We start from the raw sequence: 17,439 nt of genomic DNA on the forward strand, positions 1-17,439 counted from the left end.
CCTGCTCGGATTATTATTTTACTATATTAAATATTATTTTATTAGAGATTTGAATTTTTAAATTCAGTGTAAGATTTTAAAAATTTATTAAAATTTGTTTCTACTGTATTAAATAAAGAACTGCTGTCTTTATAAAGATTATCAATAATTTTTGAAGAAACATTAGATATTGATTCATTTTGATTTTGGCTTAAATCTGTAAATTTTTGAAGATAATTTGCATAACTTTCAATAGTTTCATTTAAAAGCTTATATGTTTCTAATGCTTTAGGTGGAACACTTATATTTGAAAAATCTTGTTTTAAAATATAAAGTTCATCACTTTTATTAGATGCAATAGAAATAATCTTATTTAAATCTTTATTTTCGTTTAATAACTCGGGAGAAAGATCTATTTTTATAGAAGAAAATTTAGATATAATTAAATCCATATTGTTTATAAATTCAATATTTTGATTTAAAGATATTTCTTTATCTTTTGTAATTCTAGCCATAGTGTTTGCATAATTTAAAGTGTTATTAATAAAATTTATGCAATTTGAAGATAAAGAAACTTTCATTTTTTTTGAATTTATTTTTGAATAATAATTTAAACAATCATCACGATACTTTTTCAAATTATCTGCAGCTACATTTACATCTTTTCCTTCAGGATCTTTCAATATAGCTTCAGCTTGTCTAAATATAAGTATATTTTTTTCTAAACCATTCATTAAATTAGTATGGTCTGATTTATACTTTTCTTCTGGAACCATCTTATCAAAATTATTTTTAATATTATTAAGTTTTTCAACATATTGAGGCATGCTCTCCCTTAAATTTTCAAGTTTTTTTGCATTAAGTGCTTGCCCTAAATTGTATTTCCCCATTTCATCATTTATAATGTTTAATTCTTTTATATTGTTTTTAATGTTTTTTTCATAAGAACTTGAAGAATTATTTATAAATATAAAATATGTTTCATAAAAAATTACTCCAATTAAAATTATAAAAACTAAAATTTCAAAAATAAATAATTTATTTTTCTTGATTTTTTTATTTTCCAAAATTATCACCAACCCTTTAAATGTAAACTTATTTTACTATCATTTGTACTTATATATAAATATTCCATTATAATCTTAAAAATTACTTTTATTATATATAAAACATAAAAATTAGATACAATCTAGTAAAATAATAATCCCAGCAGGGAATGTCTTTTGCCTGACTAGAGAAGATTATTATTTTACTAGATATTAACACTAAACTTTAAATATTAGTCTAGTAAATAATAATCCGAGCAGGGAATATCTTTTGCCTGACCAGAGAGGATTATTATTTTACTAGATATTAACACTAAACTTTAAATATTAGTCTAGTAAAATAATAATCCGAGCAGGGAATATCTTTTATCTGACCAGAGAGGATTATTATTTTACTAGACTAAACATAGACTAAACACCAAACTTTAAAATTTATACAGAATTTAAATATTATGAACATAAGTTGATTAAAGTTAAAAAAATTAGCAATAATTTTATACTATAAAAGGATGTGTTGGTGTATAATTGTATATAAATAGAAGTAGCAAAAATATACAACAAAGGAGGGGGAATTTTGGAAGAATTCTTTAAAATGTTATTAAACAGTATAAAAACTATAAGCGTGTTTTCTATACTGGATATTATTGTGGTATCATATATTTTTTATAAAGCATATATGCTTATAAGAGAAACAAGAGCTGAACAGCTTTTAAAGGGAATACTTTTAATTCTTTTGCTTATACCTATAAGTTCAATTCTTAAACTTACAATGTTAGGCTGGATTTTAAATAAAACAATAACAATAGGTATTCTTACAATTATAATAATATTTCAGCCAGAAATAAGAAGAGCATTAGAACATATAGGAAGAAGTACTTTTACTGAAAAACATCTTTTAGATGATGATGAAGTAATGGAAAGAGTAATTAATGAAGTTGGTGAAGCCGTTGAAAATTTATCTAAATCTAAAACGGGAGCACTTATTGTTATTGAAAATAGAACAGGTCTTGCAGAAGTTATTAATACTGGAACAAAATTAGATGCATTAGTTTCTGCTGCACTTCTTGAAAATATATTTGTAGTTAATACACCTCTTCATGATGGTGCAACAATTATTAGAAATGATAGAATAGTAGCTGCAGGTTGTTTTCTTCCCCTTACAAATAATGAAAATATAAGCAAATTGTTAGGTACTAGACATAGAGCAGGAATAGGAGTATCTGAAGTTTCAGATGCTTTAACTATAATTGTTTCAGAGGAAACAGGGACAATTTCTTTGGCTGTTAATGGGAAACTTACAAGAAATTACACTAAAGAAAGACTTAAAGATATACTTATAAGAATACTTAAAGCTAAACAAAACAAAAAGCTGACTGTTAAGGAAAGGATGGTATTATGGAGCAAAAAAATACGTGGCTAATAAAAATATGCTGTGTAATAGCAGCCTTTTCTTTGTGGCTTTACATAGTTAATGTTGGAGATTATGCTGTTACAAGAACTGTTACAGTACCAGTAGATCTAGTAAATGTTCAATCGGTAACAGAAAGAAAACTTGCTATTTTACCAGGGCAAAAATTTATGGTAACTTTAAATGTTAAAGGTACTCCTTCAGATATAGAACTTAATAAAGATCAATTTAAGGTAGTAGCAGATATGAGCATGTATGCTCTTTCAAAAGGCGAAATTAGAATTCCAGTAATAATAGAAAGACAGCCGGTAAATGTAACTGTGTTAAATAGTGGCTCTTATTATATAAAAGTTGAATTTGATGATTATGTTGAAAAAACTGTACCTGTAAAGTTTAATATAGAGGGAAAATTAAAAGAGGGGTTTTATGCTTTAGAAGAGAGTATTAGTCCAACAGAAGTATCTGTAAGTGGAGCAGCAAGATATGTTAATAAAGTTGTAAGAGCTGAAGCTAGTAAAAATATTGAAAACTTAGATAAAGATTTAAATTTAAGATTGCCTCTTAAAGCTGTGGATGATTCAGGTAAAGAAGTAGAAAATGTAAATTTAAATATAAATGTTGTAGAAGTTAAAATACCTATAAAAGAGACTAAAACTCTTCCTGTAAAAATTAATACTAAAGGAACTCTAAACAAAGATATACATTTAAAATCTTTAACTGCAGTACCTGATAAAATAGAAGTAGTTTTAAAAAATGATACAAATAATATAACATATATTGAAACAGAACCTATAGACTTAAGTTCTATAACTTCAAGCCAAGAAATACCAGTTAAAATAATACCTAAAGAAGGAGTAATTTTATTAAATAACGATAATATTATTAAAGTGAAAGCTATAGTTGAAAAAGTAGAAAGCAAAACACTTACAAAGGATATATCTATAAAAAATTTGAATGATAATTTTACAGCATCTTTAAGCAGTGTAAAAGCTAATATTACTGTATTAGGATTAGAGAGCGTAATAGATAAAATCAATAATGAAAATATTAATTGTTTTGTAGATTTAAGTTCGTTAAATTCTGAAGGAGAATATAGTATAAAAGTAAATACTTCAATACCATATGATCTTTCTAATATAACTGTAAATCCAGAAACTATAAAGGTTGTTTTAAAGAAAAAAGAAACTCAGACAGTTAATGATCCATCACAAAATGTAAATACAACACCAATTCAGGGAGGACAATAGGATATGTCTATAAGACTTAACAATATAATATTAAATATAGATGAAGAAATAGATTTATTAAAAGATAAAGCAGCCAAAAAACTTAAAATATCTAAAGATTCTATTAAAAATTATAAAATATTAAGGGAGTCTATAGATGCAAGAAGGAAAGATAACATTAAATTTAATTATACTTTAGAGGTAGAAACAGATAATGAAGAAAAATTAGTTAAAAAACTTAATGATAAAGATGTTAAATTTGAAAATAACGAACACATAAGCACATTTCCACTTGGTACTAAAAAACTTAAGGAAAGACCAATAATTGTTGGAATGGGACCGGCAGGAATGTTTGCCGGTCTTTTAATGGCTAGAAATGGTTATAGACCCATAATTATTGAAAGAGGCCAAAATGTAGATGAAAGAACTAAAAGTGTAGAAAATTTTTGGAATACTGGTAAATTAGATATTAATTCTAATGTTCAGTTTGGAGAAGGAGGAGCAGGAACTTTTTCTGATGGGAAACTTACAACAAGAATAAAGGATCCTAGATGCAGCTATATTTTAGAAACTTTCGTAAAATATGGGGCTCCAAAAGAAATAATATATAGCGGTAAACCTCATGTAGGAACAGATATTTTAAAAGATGTAGTTAAAAATATAAGAAAAGAAATAATTAGTTTTGGAGGAGAAATAAGATTTAATAGTACTTTAGAGGATTTGATTATTAAAGATGGTAAACTAGTAAAAATAGTAGTAAATGGAGAAACATTACCTTGTACAAATTTAATTTTAGCCATAGGACATAGTTCAAGAGATACTTATGAAATGCTCTATAAAAGAGGAATAGATTTAACTCCAAAGCCTTTTGCTATTGGAGTTAGAATAGAACATTTGCAAAGTTTAATAGATGAAAGCCAATATGGAAAATTTGCTGGACATAAAAGACTTAAGGCTGCAGATTATAAACTCACACATATAAGTGAAAAAACTAAAAGAGCAGTATATAGTTTTTGTATGTGTCCGGGAGGGGAAGTTGTAGCTGCAGCTTCTGAAGAAGGAAGACTTGTAACTAATGGAATGAGTTATTACAAAAGAGATAAAATTAATGCAAACTCTGCATTAGTAGTTGCAGTTAGTCCTGATGACTTTAAAGGTACTAATCCTTTAAAAGGTATGGAATTTCAAAGATATTATGAATCTTTAGCATATAATGCAGGAGGAGGAGGGTATAAAGCTCCAATTCAGCTTGTAGGGGATTTTTTTAATGACAGAGTAAGTAAATGTATAAAAAGCGTAGTTCCAACTTACAAACCAGGATATGAGTTTAAAGATTTAAGAGAGTGTCTTCCAAGTTTTGTTATAGAATCTTTAAAAGATGGTTTAATAAATTTTGATAAAAAAATAAAAGGTTTTGCTCACAATGATGTCGTTCTTACAGGTATAGAAACTAGAACTTCTGCACCTATAAGAATTCAAAGAGGAGAAAATTTTCAAAGTATATCTTTAAAAGGTTTATATCCAACAGGAGAGGGAGCAGGATATGCAGGAGGTATAATGTCAGCTGCTGCTGATGGATTAAGAGTAGCAGAAATAATTATGAAAGAATGGGCACCATTTAATTAATAATTTTTAGCATTTAAAAACAAATAGTAGTATAATGAAAAAGAAGGGAAGGATTAAATGGCAAGAATAAGAATTTTTACAGGACATTTTGGAAGTGGGAAAACAGAGATAGCTATAAATTATGCAATAAATCTTGCAAAAAAAAATAAAAAAACTGTTCTAGCAGATATTGATATAGTTAATCCATATTTTTGTGTAAGAGATATAAGTGAATATTTAAAAGAAAAATATGGAATTAAGGTGATATCATCAAATCCGCATTATTCTAATGCAGAGCTTGCTGTAGTGCCTCCAGACCTTATTTCTATATTTAATGATAAATCATTTGAAGTTGTTATGGATATAGGTGGAGACGATGCAGGAGCTATAGTACTTGGGCAATACAATAGATTTTTTAAAGAAGAGCCTTATGAAATGTATTTTGTGGTTAATAATAATAGACCACAAACTTCAAATTTAGAAGAAACAGAAGAATATTTAAAAAGCATAGAAAATTCTTCAAGGTTAAAAGTTACACATTTAATATCAAATACTAATTTATCTTATGAAACTACGGCAGAAGATATATTAAAAGGAGATAAAGAAGTTTTAAATTTATCTAAAAAACTAAAAATTCCTTATAAATATACAGTTTGCAGGAGGGATTTAAAAGAAAAAATCGAAAATAAAGTTAGTGGTAAAATTTTTCCAATAGATATTTATATGAAACCACCTTGGAGATAAAAACAGGAGGGAATTTTATGGCGAGAGTTATTTTTAGAGAAGAAAGATGCAAAGGTTGTGGGAATTGCATAAATGTATGCCCTAAAACTATTATAAGTTTTAGAGATAAGTTAAATCTTGGTGGATATCATCCTGCTGGAGTAAGCGAAGAAAATATGGATAAATGCATAGGCTGTGCTTCTTGCGCAAAAATGTGTCCTGATTGTGTAATAACTGTTATAAAATAAGCGTTAGGAGGATTTTATATGGGAGAAAAAGTATTAATAAAAGGCAATGAAGCCATAGGAGAAGCTGCTATTAGAGCTAATTGTCAATGTTTTTTTGGATATCCAATAACTCCTCAAACGGAGCTTGCAGCGTATATGTCTAAAATGATGCCTAAACTTGGAAGAACTTTCCTTCAAGCTGAAAGTGAGATTTCAGCTATAAATATGGTATATGGAGCAGCAGGAAGTGGAGTTAGAGTTTTAACTTCTTCTTCAAGTCCTGGAATTAGCTTAAAATCAGAAGGAATATCTTATATAGCTGGAGCTGAGCTTCCTTGTGTTATTGTAAATATAGTAAGAGGAGGTCCAGGTCTTGGAGGTATACAACCAGCACAGTCAGATTATTTTCAAGCTACTAAGGGAGGGGCTCATGGAGATTTCCATATGCCAGTTTATGCACCTGCTTCTGTTCAAGAAATGGTAGACTTAGTTCAAGAAGCTTTCGATGTAGCTGATATATACAGAACTCCTTGTATGATTATGGGAGATGGAATGCTTGGACAAATGATGGAACCAGTAGAATTTAAAGAAAGAAATAAAAGAGAAATTAAAAATAAAGATTGGGCAGCTAATGGTCTTAAAGGAAGAAAAAAACATAATGTTATAAATTCTTTATATTTAGATCCAGAAGAATTAGAAAGACATAACTTAAAGCTTGAAGCTAAATTTAACGAAATAAGGGAAAAAGAAACTAAGTATGAGTTATATAATTGTGAAAAAGAATGTGATTTAATTATGGTTGCATACGGTACTGTTTCAAGAATATGCAAAAACGTTATTGAAATGGCTAAGAAAAATGGAATTAATCTAGGTCTTATAAGGCCTATAACATTATGGCCGTTCCCAGAAGAAGCTTTTGATAAGACAATAAATAAAACAAAATTTGGATATATTTCAGTAGAAATGAGTTTAGGGCAAATGGTAGAAGATGTAAAGCTTTCTGTAAATGGGAGAAATAAAGTTTATTTTTATGGTAGAACTGGAGGTATGGTTCCTAGTCCCGTAGAAATTTTAAATAAAATTAAAGAAATAATAGAGTTAAATAAAAAAGATAGTAACAAAATTCATAATTTAACTAAAGGAGGAGAAAATAATGGCAGTTGTATTTGAAGCTCCAAAAGCTCTTTTAGATGTACCAACTCATTACTGTCCTGGATGCACCCATGGAATAATTCATAGACTTATAGCAGAAGTTATAGATGAACTTGATATTCTAGATAAAACAATAGGTGTAGCTCCAGTAGGATGTTCTGTTTTAGCTTATAATTATTTTGCCTGTGATATGTTTGAAGCAGCTCATGGAAGAGCACCTGCAGTAGCTACTGGTATAAAAAGAGCTAATAAAGATAGTGTTGTATTTACTTATCAGGGAGATGGAGATTTAGCTGCTATAGGAACAGCAGAAATTGTTCATGCAGCAGCAAGAGGAGAAAATATAACCACTATATTTGTAAATAACTGCATATATGGAATGACAGGTGGACAAATGGCTCCAACTACTCTTCCAGGACAGGTGACAGAAACATCACCTTATGGTAGAGATGTTAAAACAGCAGGATATCCTATAAGGGTTTCGGAAATGCTTTCTACGTTAGATGGGGTTTGCTATATTGAAAGAGTATCAGTAGATAGTATTCCTAATATTACAAAAGCTAAAAAAGCTATAAAAAAAGCTTTTGAAAATCAAATAAAAGGATTAGGGTTTTCATTAATAGAAGTACTATCAATTTGCCCTACAAATTGGGGTATGTCTACACAAGAATCTTTTAACTGGCTTAGAGAAAACATGATACCATATTATCCGCTTGGTGTTAAAAAAGATACTGTTTCTAAATAATTAGTAAAGCAAGGAATAAATAAAAAAGGGGATGAAATAATGTCATCACAAGAAATATTATTTGCAGGCTTTGGAGGACAAGGAATTTTATCTATGGGAAAATTTTTAGCTTATGCAGGTATGGAGTCGGGACTTAATGTTTCATGGCTTCCTTCATATGGACCAGAAATGAGAGGAGGAACTGCTAATTGTTCTGTAATACTTACAGATAAAGCAATAGATTCTCCAATTGTAAATGAAGCTTCAACTCTTGTTGTTATGAATATACCTTCTTTAGATAAATTTGAAAATTCTGTAAAACCTAATGGTTTGTTAATTATAGATAGCGATTTAATAAATAGAACCTCAAATAGAGAGGACATAGAAATAATAAGTATACCAGCTCAAACTATAGCAGAAGAAATTGGGAGTAAAACCATAGCAAATATGGTGCTTTTAGGAGCACTAATTAGTAAAACAAAAATAGTATCTATGGAAACTGTTTTAAAATCACTTAAAGAGCATGGCAAAGAAAAATTTTATGAAGCTAATAAAAAAGCATTAGAAAAAGGTGCAGACTATGCGTCTAAAATTATAAAGCACACTAAAGAAAAAATTAATACTGTTATTAAATAATACACAGGAAATCTTACCTCTTTTTTCCATTGTAATAAATTTCTATATAATATATAATTGTTCTGTGTGTATGCGTAACAAATATAAAGAGAGGTAAGAAGATATGGGTAGAATGTTTGGAACTGATGGAGTTAGAGGAATTGCAAACAGCGAGCTTACTGCACAGCTTGCATATAATCTTGGAAGAGCTGGTGCTTACGTTCTTACAGAAGGAGCTCATAAACCTAAAATATTAGTTGGAATGGATACTAGAATTTCAGGTCATATGTTAGAATCTGCATTAGTTGCAGGAATACTTTCTGTTGGAGCAGAGGCTGTATGCGTTGGAGTTATACCAACACCAGCTGTGGCATACCTTACAAGAAAATATGGATTAGATGCAGGAGTTGTAATATCAGCTTCACATAATCCAGTAGAATATAATGGTATTAAATTTTTTAATAATAAAGGATATAAGCTTTCAGATGAATTAGAAGATAAAATTCAAAGCGTAATAGAAAACAACTTTGAAGGAGTACCTTCACCAATAGGTGGAGATTTAGGAAGAAAGATTATAGAAGATTCAGCACTTGAAGACTACATAGACTTTTTAAAAGCTACAATTGATGTAGATTTTAAAGGAATGAAAATAGCATTAGATTGTGCTAATGGAGCTTCTTATGAAGCAGCTGTTGAAACTTTTAGAAGTTTAGGTGCAGAAGTTGTTGTGATAAATAATGATCCAGATGGTATAAATATAAATAAAAATTGTGGTTCTACGCATCCAGAAGAACTTATGGAATATGTAGTTAAAAAAGGGTGTGATTTAGGCCTTGCTTTTGATGGAGATGCAGATAGATGCCTTGCTGTTGATGAAAAAGGTAATTTAATTAATGGAGATTTTATTATGGCTATCTGCGGAAAGTATTTAAAAGAGCAAGGAAAACTCAATAAAAATGTAGTTGTTGTAACTGTTATGAGTAATTTAGGCCTTGATATTGCATTAAATAAAGAGGGTATTAATACAGTTAAGACTAAAGTTGGAGATAGATATGTTTTAGAAGAGATGGTAAATGAAGGCTATGTGCTCGGAGGGGAACAATCTGGACATGTTATATTTTTAGAACATAATACAACAGGAGATGGAATTTTAACAGGGCTTCAATTAACTTCTATAGTTAAAAAAAGCGGCAAAAATCTTTCAGAACTTGCATCTATTATGAAAGAACTTCCACAGGTACTTGTTAATGCAAAAGTTCCAAATGATAAAAAAGATATACATGAAGTAGATGAAGAAATAATAAAAGAAATAAAAAAAATAGAAGAAACACTTCATGGAGTTGGAAGAGTTCTAATAAGACCTTCTGGAACTGAACCATTAGTTAGAGTTATGCTTGAAGGAGAAAATCAAGAGGAAATAGATAAAATGGCACATTCTCTTGCAAAATTAATAGAAGAAAAAGCCAATATATAAATTTTTAATAACAAAAAGGAACTGTCTTTTATAAAATTAATTTTATAAAAAAGATGGTTCCTTTTCTTTTTTATAGAAGCATTATTAATATAATAAGCATTGCAAAATGAATATATTAATAAATAAATTTTTAATTGCTTCTTAAAGTATTAGATTTGTTTTACATTTACTGCTTGATCGCCCTTAGAACCATGAGTTAAGTTAAAGGAAACTTTATCTCCTTCGTTAAGAGTTTTAAAGCCATTGGATTCAATTCCGGAATAATGAACGAATACATCTTTTCCTTCATCTGTTGTAATAAATCCAAATCCTTTTTGTGAGTTAAACCATTTTACTGTTCCTTGCATTAATTAAACCTCCTAAAAATGTATAAAACTATAATAGATATATTTTATACCTATTAATATATATTTTGCCTAATTGTTTAAAATATATTCAATATTTGGAACAAAATATTTAAATTTTGATATTTTAATTAATAAAATAATTAGAGTATAATACTTTATAAGATATTAAATAAAATATAAAATATATAAATAAAATCAAATATACAATAGAAAAGGAGATTAAATTGCTTATGATAAAAATTTTTGATTCTCATGCCCATTATGATGATGAAAGTTTTGATAAAGATAGAGATAATGTTATAAAAGAAATAAAAGAAAATGGAGTTATAGGGGTTTTAAATTGTGGTGCATCATTAAAAGGTTCACAGGATTCTATAAATTTAGCAAATAAATACGATTTTTTCTATGCAGCAGTTGGAATTCATCCAGAACATGCTAATGAATTTAATGAAGAAGTTTTACAAAAAATAAAAAATCTTGCTTTAAGTAAAAAGGTAAAAGCAATTGGGGAAATTGGACTTGATTATTATTATGAAGAAAATCCTAAAAGAGAAATACAAAAATATGTTTTTAAAGCTCAAATGAATTTAGCTAAAGAATTGAAACTTCCTGTTGTTATACACGATAGAGAAGCTCATGAAGATACACTAAATATATTAAAAGAGTTCCCAGATGTTACTGGAGTTATACACTGCTTTTCAGGAAGTGTAGAATTTGCAAAAGAATGTTTAAAGCTTGGATATTATATTGGCTTTACTGGAGTAGTTACATTTAAAAATGCTAAAAAAATAGTTGAAGTAGCAAAAGAAGTGCCCATGGATAAAATATTGGTTGAAACAGATTGCCCTTATATGACTCCTGTACCTTTTAGAGGTAAAAGAAATAAATCAGATTATATAAAATATATAATAGAAAAAATTTCAGAAATTAAAGGAATTTCTCAAGAAGAAATATCTCAAATTACTATTAATAATGTTAAAAGTATGTTGAAATTAGATAAAAAATAAATATATTAAGCTTAAATAAACAGGATTTTTCCTGTTTATTTTTTTTAGGTGATTAAAAATGAATAAATTGGCATATAATTAAATGTACAACTTAAAAATGTATATTTATATATTATTTGGATATACTACGGCGTTGAATTTTAAAATCCTCTTTTTAGACTGTATAAATAAATCAAACCGCAATTATATAATATTTTTCTTATGCATAGTTATGCATTTTATCAGTCTAATAAATGAAAGTAAGTCTTAATTTTGCTTTCATTTTAAGGAGGTAGTAAAAATGAATAATTTGAAAAATACTTTCAACAATTGTTTTTCAAATGGCTTTAAAACAATATTTATTTTATTATTAATGCTTATGGGAAGTATAATAAGTTTAGATACAGCCAAAAAAACTGTAATTGTATCTATAGATGGTAAAGAAACTAAAATAGTTACTTTCAAAAAGACTTTTAAAGATGCATTAGAATCTAATAATATAGTTTTAGGGCCTAAAGATAAGACAACGCCAAGTTTAGACAACGTACTTAAGAAAAATAATAAAATAAACATTAAAAAAGCTGTTAATATTAATATAGCAGTAGATGGACAAAACTTAAATATTAAAACTGCAGAAGATACAGTAGAAGAAGTTTTAAAAACAGAAGGAATAATAATAAAAGATAGCGATAAAATTAGTCCATCAAAGGATGTACCCATAGTTAATGGGTTAAAATTAGTAGTTACCAGAGTTGAATCTAAGGTTATAGAAGAAACTAAACCAATAGATTTTTCAACAGTAGTAAAGAATGATAAAAGTTTTGAAAAAGGAAAAACAAAAATAGTTCAAGAAGGAGAAAAAGGAGAACTGGTTACTACGACTAATGTTATATATGAAGATGGAAAGGAAGTAGAAAGAAAGGTAATAAGTGAAAAAGTAAAAAAAGAACCAGTACCAAAAATAATCGCTACAGGTACTAAAGAACCTAATATATCTTTAGCTTTTTCCCGTGGTGGAAGTGGACTTAATAAAAAAACATCTAATAAACTAGAAAATGAAGGAGTAAAAACTGCATTTACAGTTCAAAGTACTGCATATACAGCAGATTTTAAAAGTACAGGTAAAAATCCTGGAGATTCTGGATTTGGAATAACTTCAACAGGTACTAGGGCTAAAAGAGATCCAAATGGTTATAGCACTATAGCTGTAGATCCAAGAATAATTCCATATGGTACAAAGTTATATATTGAAGGCTATGGATACGCTATAGCAGAGGATACTGGTGGTGCGATTAAGGGAAGAAAGATAGATGTTTTTTTCAATACAAACAGAGAATGTATGCAGTGGGGAAGAAGAAATGTAAAAGTTTATATTCTAGAATAAAATTAACATAATAAATAAGTTGATTTGAACTTATTATCTAAAAATAGGAGTTATTAAACTCCTATTTTTACGTCTGCCAGCTATTTTTAAAAATAGCTTAAAAATTTTTATAATATTAATAGTACTTTTATTGGTGCTTTTTTAATATTTTTATCTATTTAAAATAAGTATCTTGGGTTATTCTATATATTAAGCCATTCTATTAACAGAAATTGTGATATGTTAAAACATTATCATAAATCAGTCATAAGGCTAGTAAGCTTATATTTTTATGTATTGACTTTTTAAAAAGTTTGCCACAGAATATAATAGATAAAACAAAATGGAGGTAAATAGTGAAAATATATGATTAAAGAAGTAATAGTTGTTGAAGGAAGAGATGATGTAACTGCTGTTAAAAGAGCTGTAGATGCAGAAATTATAGCTGTTGGCGGCTTTGGAATAAATGCTAAAATTATTGAAAGAATTAAAGAGGCACAAAAAAGACAAGGAGTTATAGTCCTTACTGATCCAGACTTTGCGGGAGAAAAAATAAGAAGAATAATATCTAAAAGAGTTAAAGGCATAAAACATGCTTATATAACTCAAAAGGATGGTACTAAAAATGGAGATATAGGAGTTGAAAATGCCTCACCAGAAGTTATTTTAAAAGCACTAGAAGATGCTAAATGTGAAATAAAGGGGAAAAGATGTGAATTTAGTATTGAAGATTTAATATTTTTTGGACTTACAGGAGATAATAAATCAAAAGAAAAAAGGGAATCACTTGGGAAAAGGTTAGGCATAGGTTATTGTAATTCAAATCAATTTATAACAAGGCTTAATAACTATGGAATAACCCGTGAAGAATTTATTAAAGCTTGTAAAGATATAGGAATACAAGGAGAGAGATAATGAGTAATTTAGATACTAAAGATATTGTAAAAAAATATGGTTTTAGATTTACAAAAAGTTTAGGCCAAAATTTTTTAATAGATGAAACTGTACTTTACGATATTATTGAAGGTGCAGAAGTTAACAAAGAGGATTTTATAATTGAAATTGGACCTGGAGTAGGTACTTTAACAAAAGAGCTTTTAAAAAGAGCAAAAAAAGTTTATGCTATTGAATTAGATGATGCTCTTATACCAATTTTAAATAAAGAATTAGAGCAGTTTGATAATTTTAATATTATTCATAAAGATGCATTAAAAGTGGACTTTAACGAAATAATAGGTGAAGAAAAATCTGTTAAAGTTGTAGCTAATCTTCCTTATTATGTTACTACACCTATAATAGCTAAGCTTTTAAATGGAAATTATAATTTTAAATCTATTACAATTATGATTCAAAAAGAAGTAGGAGAAAGGATTGCTGCCAAACCTTCTACAAAAGAATATGGTGCTCTTTCAATATTGGTTCAATATTATTGTGATATAAAGACTATAAGAAAAGTTTCGCCTAGTTCTTTTTTTCCTCAACCTAAAGTAGAATCTATAGTTATTAAATTAGATAAGCTTCCCCAAAAGAGAGTTTGTGTTAAAGATGAAAAGTTATTTTTTAAAATTGTTAGAGAAGCTTTTAATATGAGAAGAAAAACTCTTTGGAATGCTATGAAAAGTTTAAAATTAGATAATAAAATTTTAGAAAAAGCTTTTGAACATTCAGGCATTGATTCTAAAAGAAGAGGTGAAACTTTAAATTTGCAGGAGTTTGCTAATTTATCAAACAGCATATATGAATTAATAAATTTTTAATGTATGGATATGATTACCTCACAATAAGCTGTAAATTAATTTTCAGTATATATTTATAGTGTTTCTAAATTTTTATTATATCTGTATATTTAAATGTATATTGCCAGTACCATAAATCTTTATAACGTTTCTAAATTTTTATTACACCTGTATATAGTATTTAATATTTAATAAAAAGATTTTTTGTGAGATAACTATATATATACAAAACTTTTAAAATTTAATTAAAAATTTTAGTAAAATATTAATATTATTTAGTTAAATAAAATATATTTAATTATAGGATTATTATTTTAGTATATTATATTTAGTTTTTATACTGAACATAATATTAAATTTTAAAATTAATAACCTATACAAAAGTAAAAAAACTTTTGTATAGGTTATTTTTATTTATAATAGGTCACTTTTTGATAAAGGTTTCATATAATGTAATGAATAAATTTTTTGGAGGGACGGAATTTGGCACAAAAAAGAAGTTATAGTAGATATTTTATAATACTACAAGAAGATGAAAAAGGTTATGCCTTGGCCTCTGATAAATCACCTTCTGGTTATGCTAAATTAGAAATTAAGAATGATAAATGCAAGATATCTTACTATGTTCAAAATTTAAAAAAAGAAAGTACCCCTTACTACATGATACTTATATGCGATAAGAAAGAAGTAAAGAAAATAATAAAACTTGGAGAATTGAACATAGATGACTACGGCAGGGCAGAAATAGCTTACGAATATCAAGCAGATAATGTAGCTAATTGCGGCATAAATGTAGATAAAATTGTTGGAGCAGGCATAGTTAAATTTATGAATACTAACATAGTATCCATTATGAGTGGCTTTGCAAGTACTGAAATTCCAGAATGGAAGAATTTCCAAGTCATTGAAGAAAAACTTAGGAAAAATGAAGAAAATAAAGAAGTTATTAATTTAAATAAGACTTTAGAATTAGAAACAGAAGAAAATATTAATAAAGAGCAAAATAATATTTTTGAAGAATATGAAAAAGAAATAGAGGAAGAAAAGAATAAGGAAGAAAAAGCTGCAAAGGAAGAATTAAGAAAAGAAGATATAATAAAAGAGGAACCAGTAAAAGAGGAAGTAGAAGAAAGGATAGAAGAAGAAAAGAATAAAGAAAAATTAAGAGAAGAATATGTAATAAATGAAGAAATAATAAAAGAAAAACCAGTAGAAGATGATGAAACAAAAGGACAGACAGAAAAAGAAATAAAAGAAGAAAGAGATATTTCTATAGAAAATTTAAAAAATATTTCAACAACTGAAACAACTTCTAATGAAATAGAAGAAGAAAAAGAGGAAGAAATTGAGCAAAGCAGACACAAGAAAAAAGAAAAAATAAAAAAGAATGAATGTAAAGAAAAAGCTGGAAGTAAAAAAGATTATCCAAAGGATAAAGCTGGTATTTTCTTTATAGAAGCAGCAAAAGGATTTGAAGAATTAGAAGGTGTATGCAGTGAAATAAAAAGATGTATATGGTATAAAGTACCTGTAAATTCTTTGGAAGATATGATAAATTGTAAAGATTATAATAAATATACTATAGCTTATTATCCAATGATAAATTATTTTGAATATATTAAAAAATTTAACCATTTTATACTTGGTTATAAGCTTGATAAAAATAATAATATGAAATATATAGTATATGGAATTTTAGGCACTAAATCTAGAAAAGATCAACCTTTTAGAGGAAGATCAGGTTTTGTAACTTGGGTTCCTTTAAAAGAAGGTGAGGAATCAGAAGATAGTTATGGTTATTGGCTTATGTTCTATGATTTTAGAAATTCAACGATAGTAGTACCTATTAAGTAATAACATTTGCATCACCTTTAAATAAAATGTTAAAAAAACAAAAATTATATGGCAGTTTTTTAATGAATTTACTCTATTCTATATAAGAATGAAGGGTGAATGTAAAGTAATTAATATAAATTTTTTAAAATTTTCATTCTTCATTCTTTATTATTACTTAAATTGGTACATATCAAAAATAAAAAATTTATATCAAATTTTTATATTAATAATTTTTTAGATTATAAATTTTAAAACTATTTAATTATAGAAATATTATTTTATAGTAATAAAATTAAGTTTTAAATTATAAAATGTAAAACTATTTGGAGGAAGATAATGAAATTTATTATATTAAATAGAAAAAGAATTGGGGTTACAATAATAATAATTGGTCTTATGCTTATATTATTTGGATTTGAAAAAAATTTTGATAATAGGCTCAAAAATGTAGTATTAATACAAAATAGTGTTAATTCTCTTTTAAAATATGAAGTTCCTGAATTAAAATTTAATTATAAACTTCCTTCAGAATGGAAAACACAGAAACAAAGTTTTTATGGGAACGAAATATTGTATCATAATGATTTTAATTCTGAGGATGCAGTAATTCATGGATTTGTACAAGTATGGAATATGAAGGGAGATTTAAAAAACTTTTTAGATAAAAGCAAAAACTCCAGTGCTGGATTTGCACAATATACTGAATATAGTATAGAACCTATAAATATTAAAGGATATGAAGGATATTTAGTTATATATACTATGAAAACTTCTGAGAATGCAAACTTTAAAGCATATGAATATTTTTTAAAAGATAAAGATAAGTTTGTTAGATTTGCTTTTTATGTAAGAGATAAAAATTTTAAAGAAAACATGGCAAAAATGTTTGAAGTCATAGTTGAAACTTTTGAAAATTATTAAATACATTGATTTAGTATTTGTAAAGTATTATAATTTATTTAAGGCATATAGGAGAAGCTGATGCTTCTCTT

Annotated in this window: 17 protein-coding genes; 15 read left to right on the forward strand and 2 right to left on the reverse strand. The window is 27.1% G+C overall.

What is annotated here, in order from left to right; translation table 11 throughout:
* Nucleotides 1-41: 41 nt before the first annotated feature.
* Nucleotides 42-1,046 carry a hypothetical protein gene (locus tag EGD97_RS04485; protein ID WP_127836570.1) on the reverse strand — a complete coding sequence of 335 codons (1,005 nt, stop codon included), beginning with the start codon at nucleotides 1,044-1,046 and terminating at the stop codon, nucleotides 42-44.
* A gap of 571 nt (nucleotides 1,047-1,617) precedes the next feature.
* Here EGD97_RS04485 and cdaA point away from each other — a divergent pair.
* From cdaA to glmM, 9 genes are all read left to right on the forward strand, one after another.
* The gene (cdaA, locus tag EGD97_RS04490; protein WP_078682351.1) at nucleotides 1,618-2,445 is read left to right on the forward strand and encodes a diadenylate cyclase CdaA; all 828 of its coding nucleotides are present in this window, start codon (nucleotides 1,618-1,620) and stop codon (nucleotides 2,443-2,445) included.
* Entirely contained in the window at nucleotides 2,421-3,680 is a 1,260-nt protein-coding gene (locus EGD97_RS04495; RefSeq protein WP_127836571.1) for a CdaR family protein, read from the forward strand. Before cdaA ends, EGD97_RS04495 begins: the two co-directional genes overlap by 25 nt.
* 3 nt (nucleotides 3,681-3,683) lie before the next feature.
* Nucleotides 3,684-5,285, forward strand: coding sequence for an NAD(P)/FAD-dependent oxidoreductase (locus tag EGD97_RS04500; RefSeq protein ID WP_127836572.1), 1,602 nt, complete (start codon nucleotides 3,684-3,686; stop codon nucleotides 5,283-5,285).
* Nucleotides 5,286-5,342: 57 nt separating this feature from the next.
* Nucleotides 5,343-6,008, forward strand: coding sequence for a P-loop NTPase family protein (locus EGD97_RS04505; protein WP_127836573.1), 666 nt, complete (start codon nucleotides 5,343-5,345; stop codon nucleotides 6,006-6,008).
* A 17-nt stretch (nucleotides 6,009-6,025) separates the two neighbouring features.
* A complete protein-coding gene (locus EGD97_RS04510) occupies nucleotides 6,026-6,235 on the forward strand; it encodes a 4Fe-4S binding protein (RefSeq protein ID WP_078682271.1) in 210 nt (69 codons plus the stop codon).
* An 18-nt stretch (nucleotides 6,236-6,253) separates the two neighbouring features.
* A complete protein-coding gene (locus tag EGD97_RS04515) occupies nucleotides 6,254-7,384 on the forward strand; it encodes a 3-methyl-2-oxobutanoate dehydrogenase subunit VorB (RefSeq protein ID WP_127836574.1) in 1,131 nt (376 codons plus the stop codon).
* Nucleotides 7,368-8,111: a thiamine pyrophosphate-dependent enzyme gene (locus EGD97_RS04520; RefSeq protein WP_078682273.1), complete on the forward strand. Its 744-nt coding sequence runs from the start codon at nucleotides 7,368-7,370 to the stop codon at nucleotides 8,109-8,111. The genes EGD97_RS04515 and EGD97_RS04520 overlap by 17 nt, the downstream gene beginning before the upstream one ends.
* Nucleotides 8,112-8,150: 39 nt before the next feature.
* On the forward strand, nucleotides 8,151-8,726 hold the full coding sequence (locus EGD97_RS04525; protein WP_127836575.1) for a 2-oxoacid:acceptor oxidoreductase family protein: 576 nt from the start codon (nucleotides 8,151-8,153) through the stop codon (nucleotides 8,724-8,726).
* Between the two features lie 103 nt (nucleotides 8,727-8,829).
* The gene (gene glmM / locus EGD97_RS04530) at nucleotides 8,830-10,179 is read left to right on the forward strand and encodes a phosphoglucosamine mutase (RefSeq protein WP_127836576.1); all 1,350 of its coding nucleotides are present in this window, start codon (nucleotides 8,830-8,832) and stop codon (nucleotides 10,177-10,179) included.
* 149 nt (nucleotides 10,180-10,328) lie between these two features.
* Here the strand turns inward: glmM and EGD97_RS04535 are convergent, their stop codons facing one another.
* Nucleotides 10,329-10,526, reverse strand: a complete 198-nt coding sequence (locus EGD97_RS04535) for a cold-shock protein (RefSeq protein ID WP_127836577.1) — start codon at nucleotides 10,524-10,526, stop codon at nucleotides 10,329-10,331.
* Between the two features lie 230 nt (nucleotides 10,527-10,756).
* Here EGD97_RS04535 and EGD97_RS04540 point away from each other — a divergent pair, with 230 nt between their 5' ends.
* The 6 genes from EGD97_RS04540 (at nucleotide 10,757) to EGD97_RS04565 (ending at nucleotide 17,368) form a co-directional block, all read left to right on the forward strand.
* Entirely contained in the window at nucleotides 10,757-11,533 is a 777-nt protein-coding gene (locus EGD97_RS04540) for a TatD family hydrolase (protein WP_127836578.1), read from the forward strand.
* A gap of 280 nt (nucleotides 11,534-11,813) precedes the next feature.
* Complete coding sequence (locus EGD97_RS04545) at nucleotides 11,814-12,896, forward strand: 3D domain-containing protein (protein WP_078682278.1); 1,083 nt, start codon at nucleotides 11,814-11,816, stop codon at nucleotides 12,894-12,896.
* Nucleotides 12,897-13,241: 345 nt separating this feature from the next.
* The gene (gene rnmV, locus EGD97_RS04550) at nucleotides 13,242-13,790 is read left to right on the forward strand and encodes a ribonuclease M5 (protein WP_078682279.1); all 549 of its coding nucleotides are present in this window, start codon (nucleotides 13,242-13,244) and stop codon (nucleotides 13,788-13,790) included.
* On the forward strand, nucleotides 13,790-14,632 hold the full coding sequence (rsmA, locus tag EGD97_RS04555; RefSeq protein WP_127836579.1) for a 16S rRNA (adenine(1518)-N(6)/adenine(1519)-N(6))-dimethyltransferase RsmA: 843 nt from the start codon (nucleotides 13,790-13,792) through the stop codon (nucleotides 14,630-14,632). The genes rnmV and rsmA overlap by 1 nt, the downstream gene beginning before the upstream one ends.
* A 462-nt stretch (nucleotides 14,633-15,094) precedes the next feature.
* Entirely contained in the window at nucleotides 15,095-16,465 is a 1,371-nt protein-coding gene (locus tag EGD97_RS04560) for a DUF7922 domain-containing protein (RefSeq protein WP_127836580.1), read from the forward strand.
* A 318-nt stretch (nucleotides 16,466-16,783) separates the two neighbouring features.
* Nucleotides 16,784-17,368 carry a PsbP-related protein gene (locus EGD97_RS04565; RefSeq protein ID WP_127836581.1) on the forward strand — a complete coding sequence of 195 codons (585 nt, stop codon included), beginning with the start codon at nucleotides 16,784-16,786 and terminating at the stop codon, nucleotides 17,366-17,368.
* The last annotated feature ends 71 nt before the right edge of the window (nucleotides 17,369-17,439 follow it).

This window comes from Clostridium prolinivorans, from assembly GCF_004011155.1.
In the GTDB taxonomy this organism is placed as follows: Bacteria; Bacillota; Clostridia; order Clostridiales; family Clostridiaceae; genus Clostridium_AT; species Clostridium_AT prolinivorans.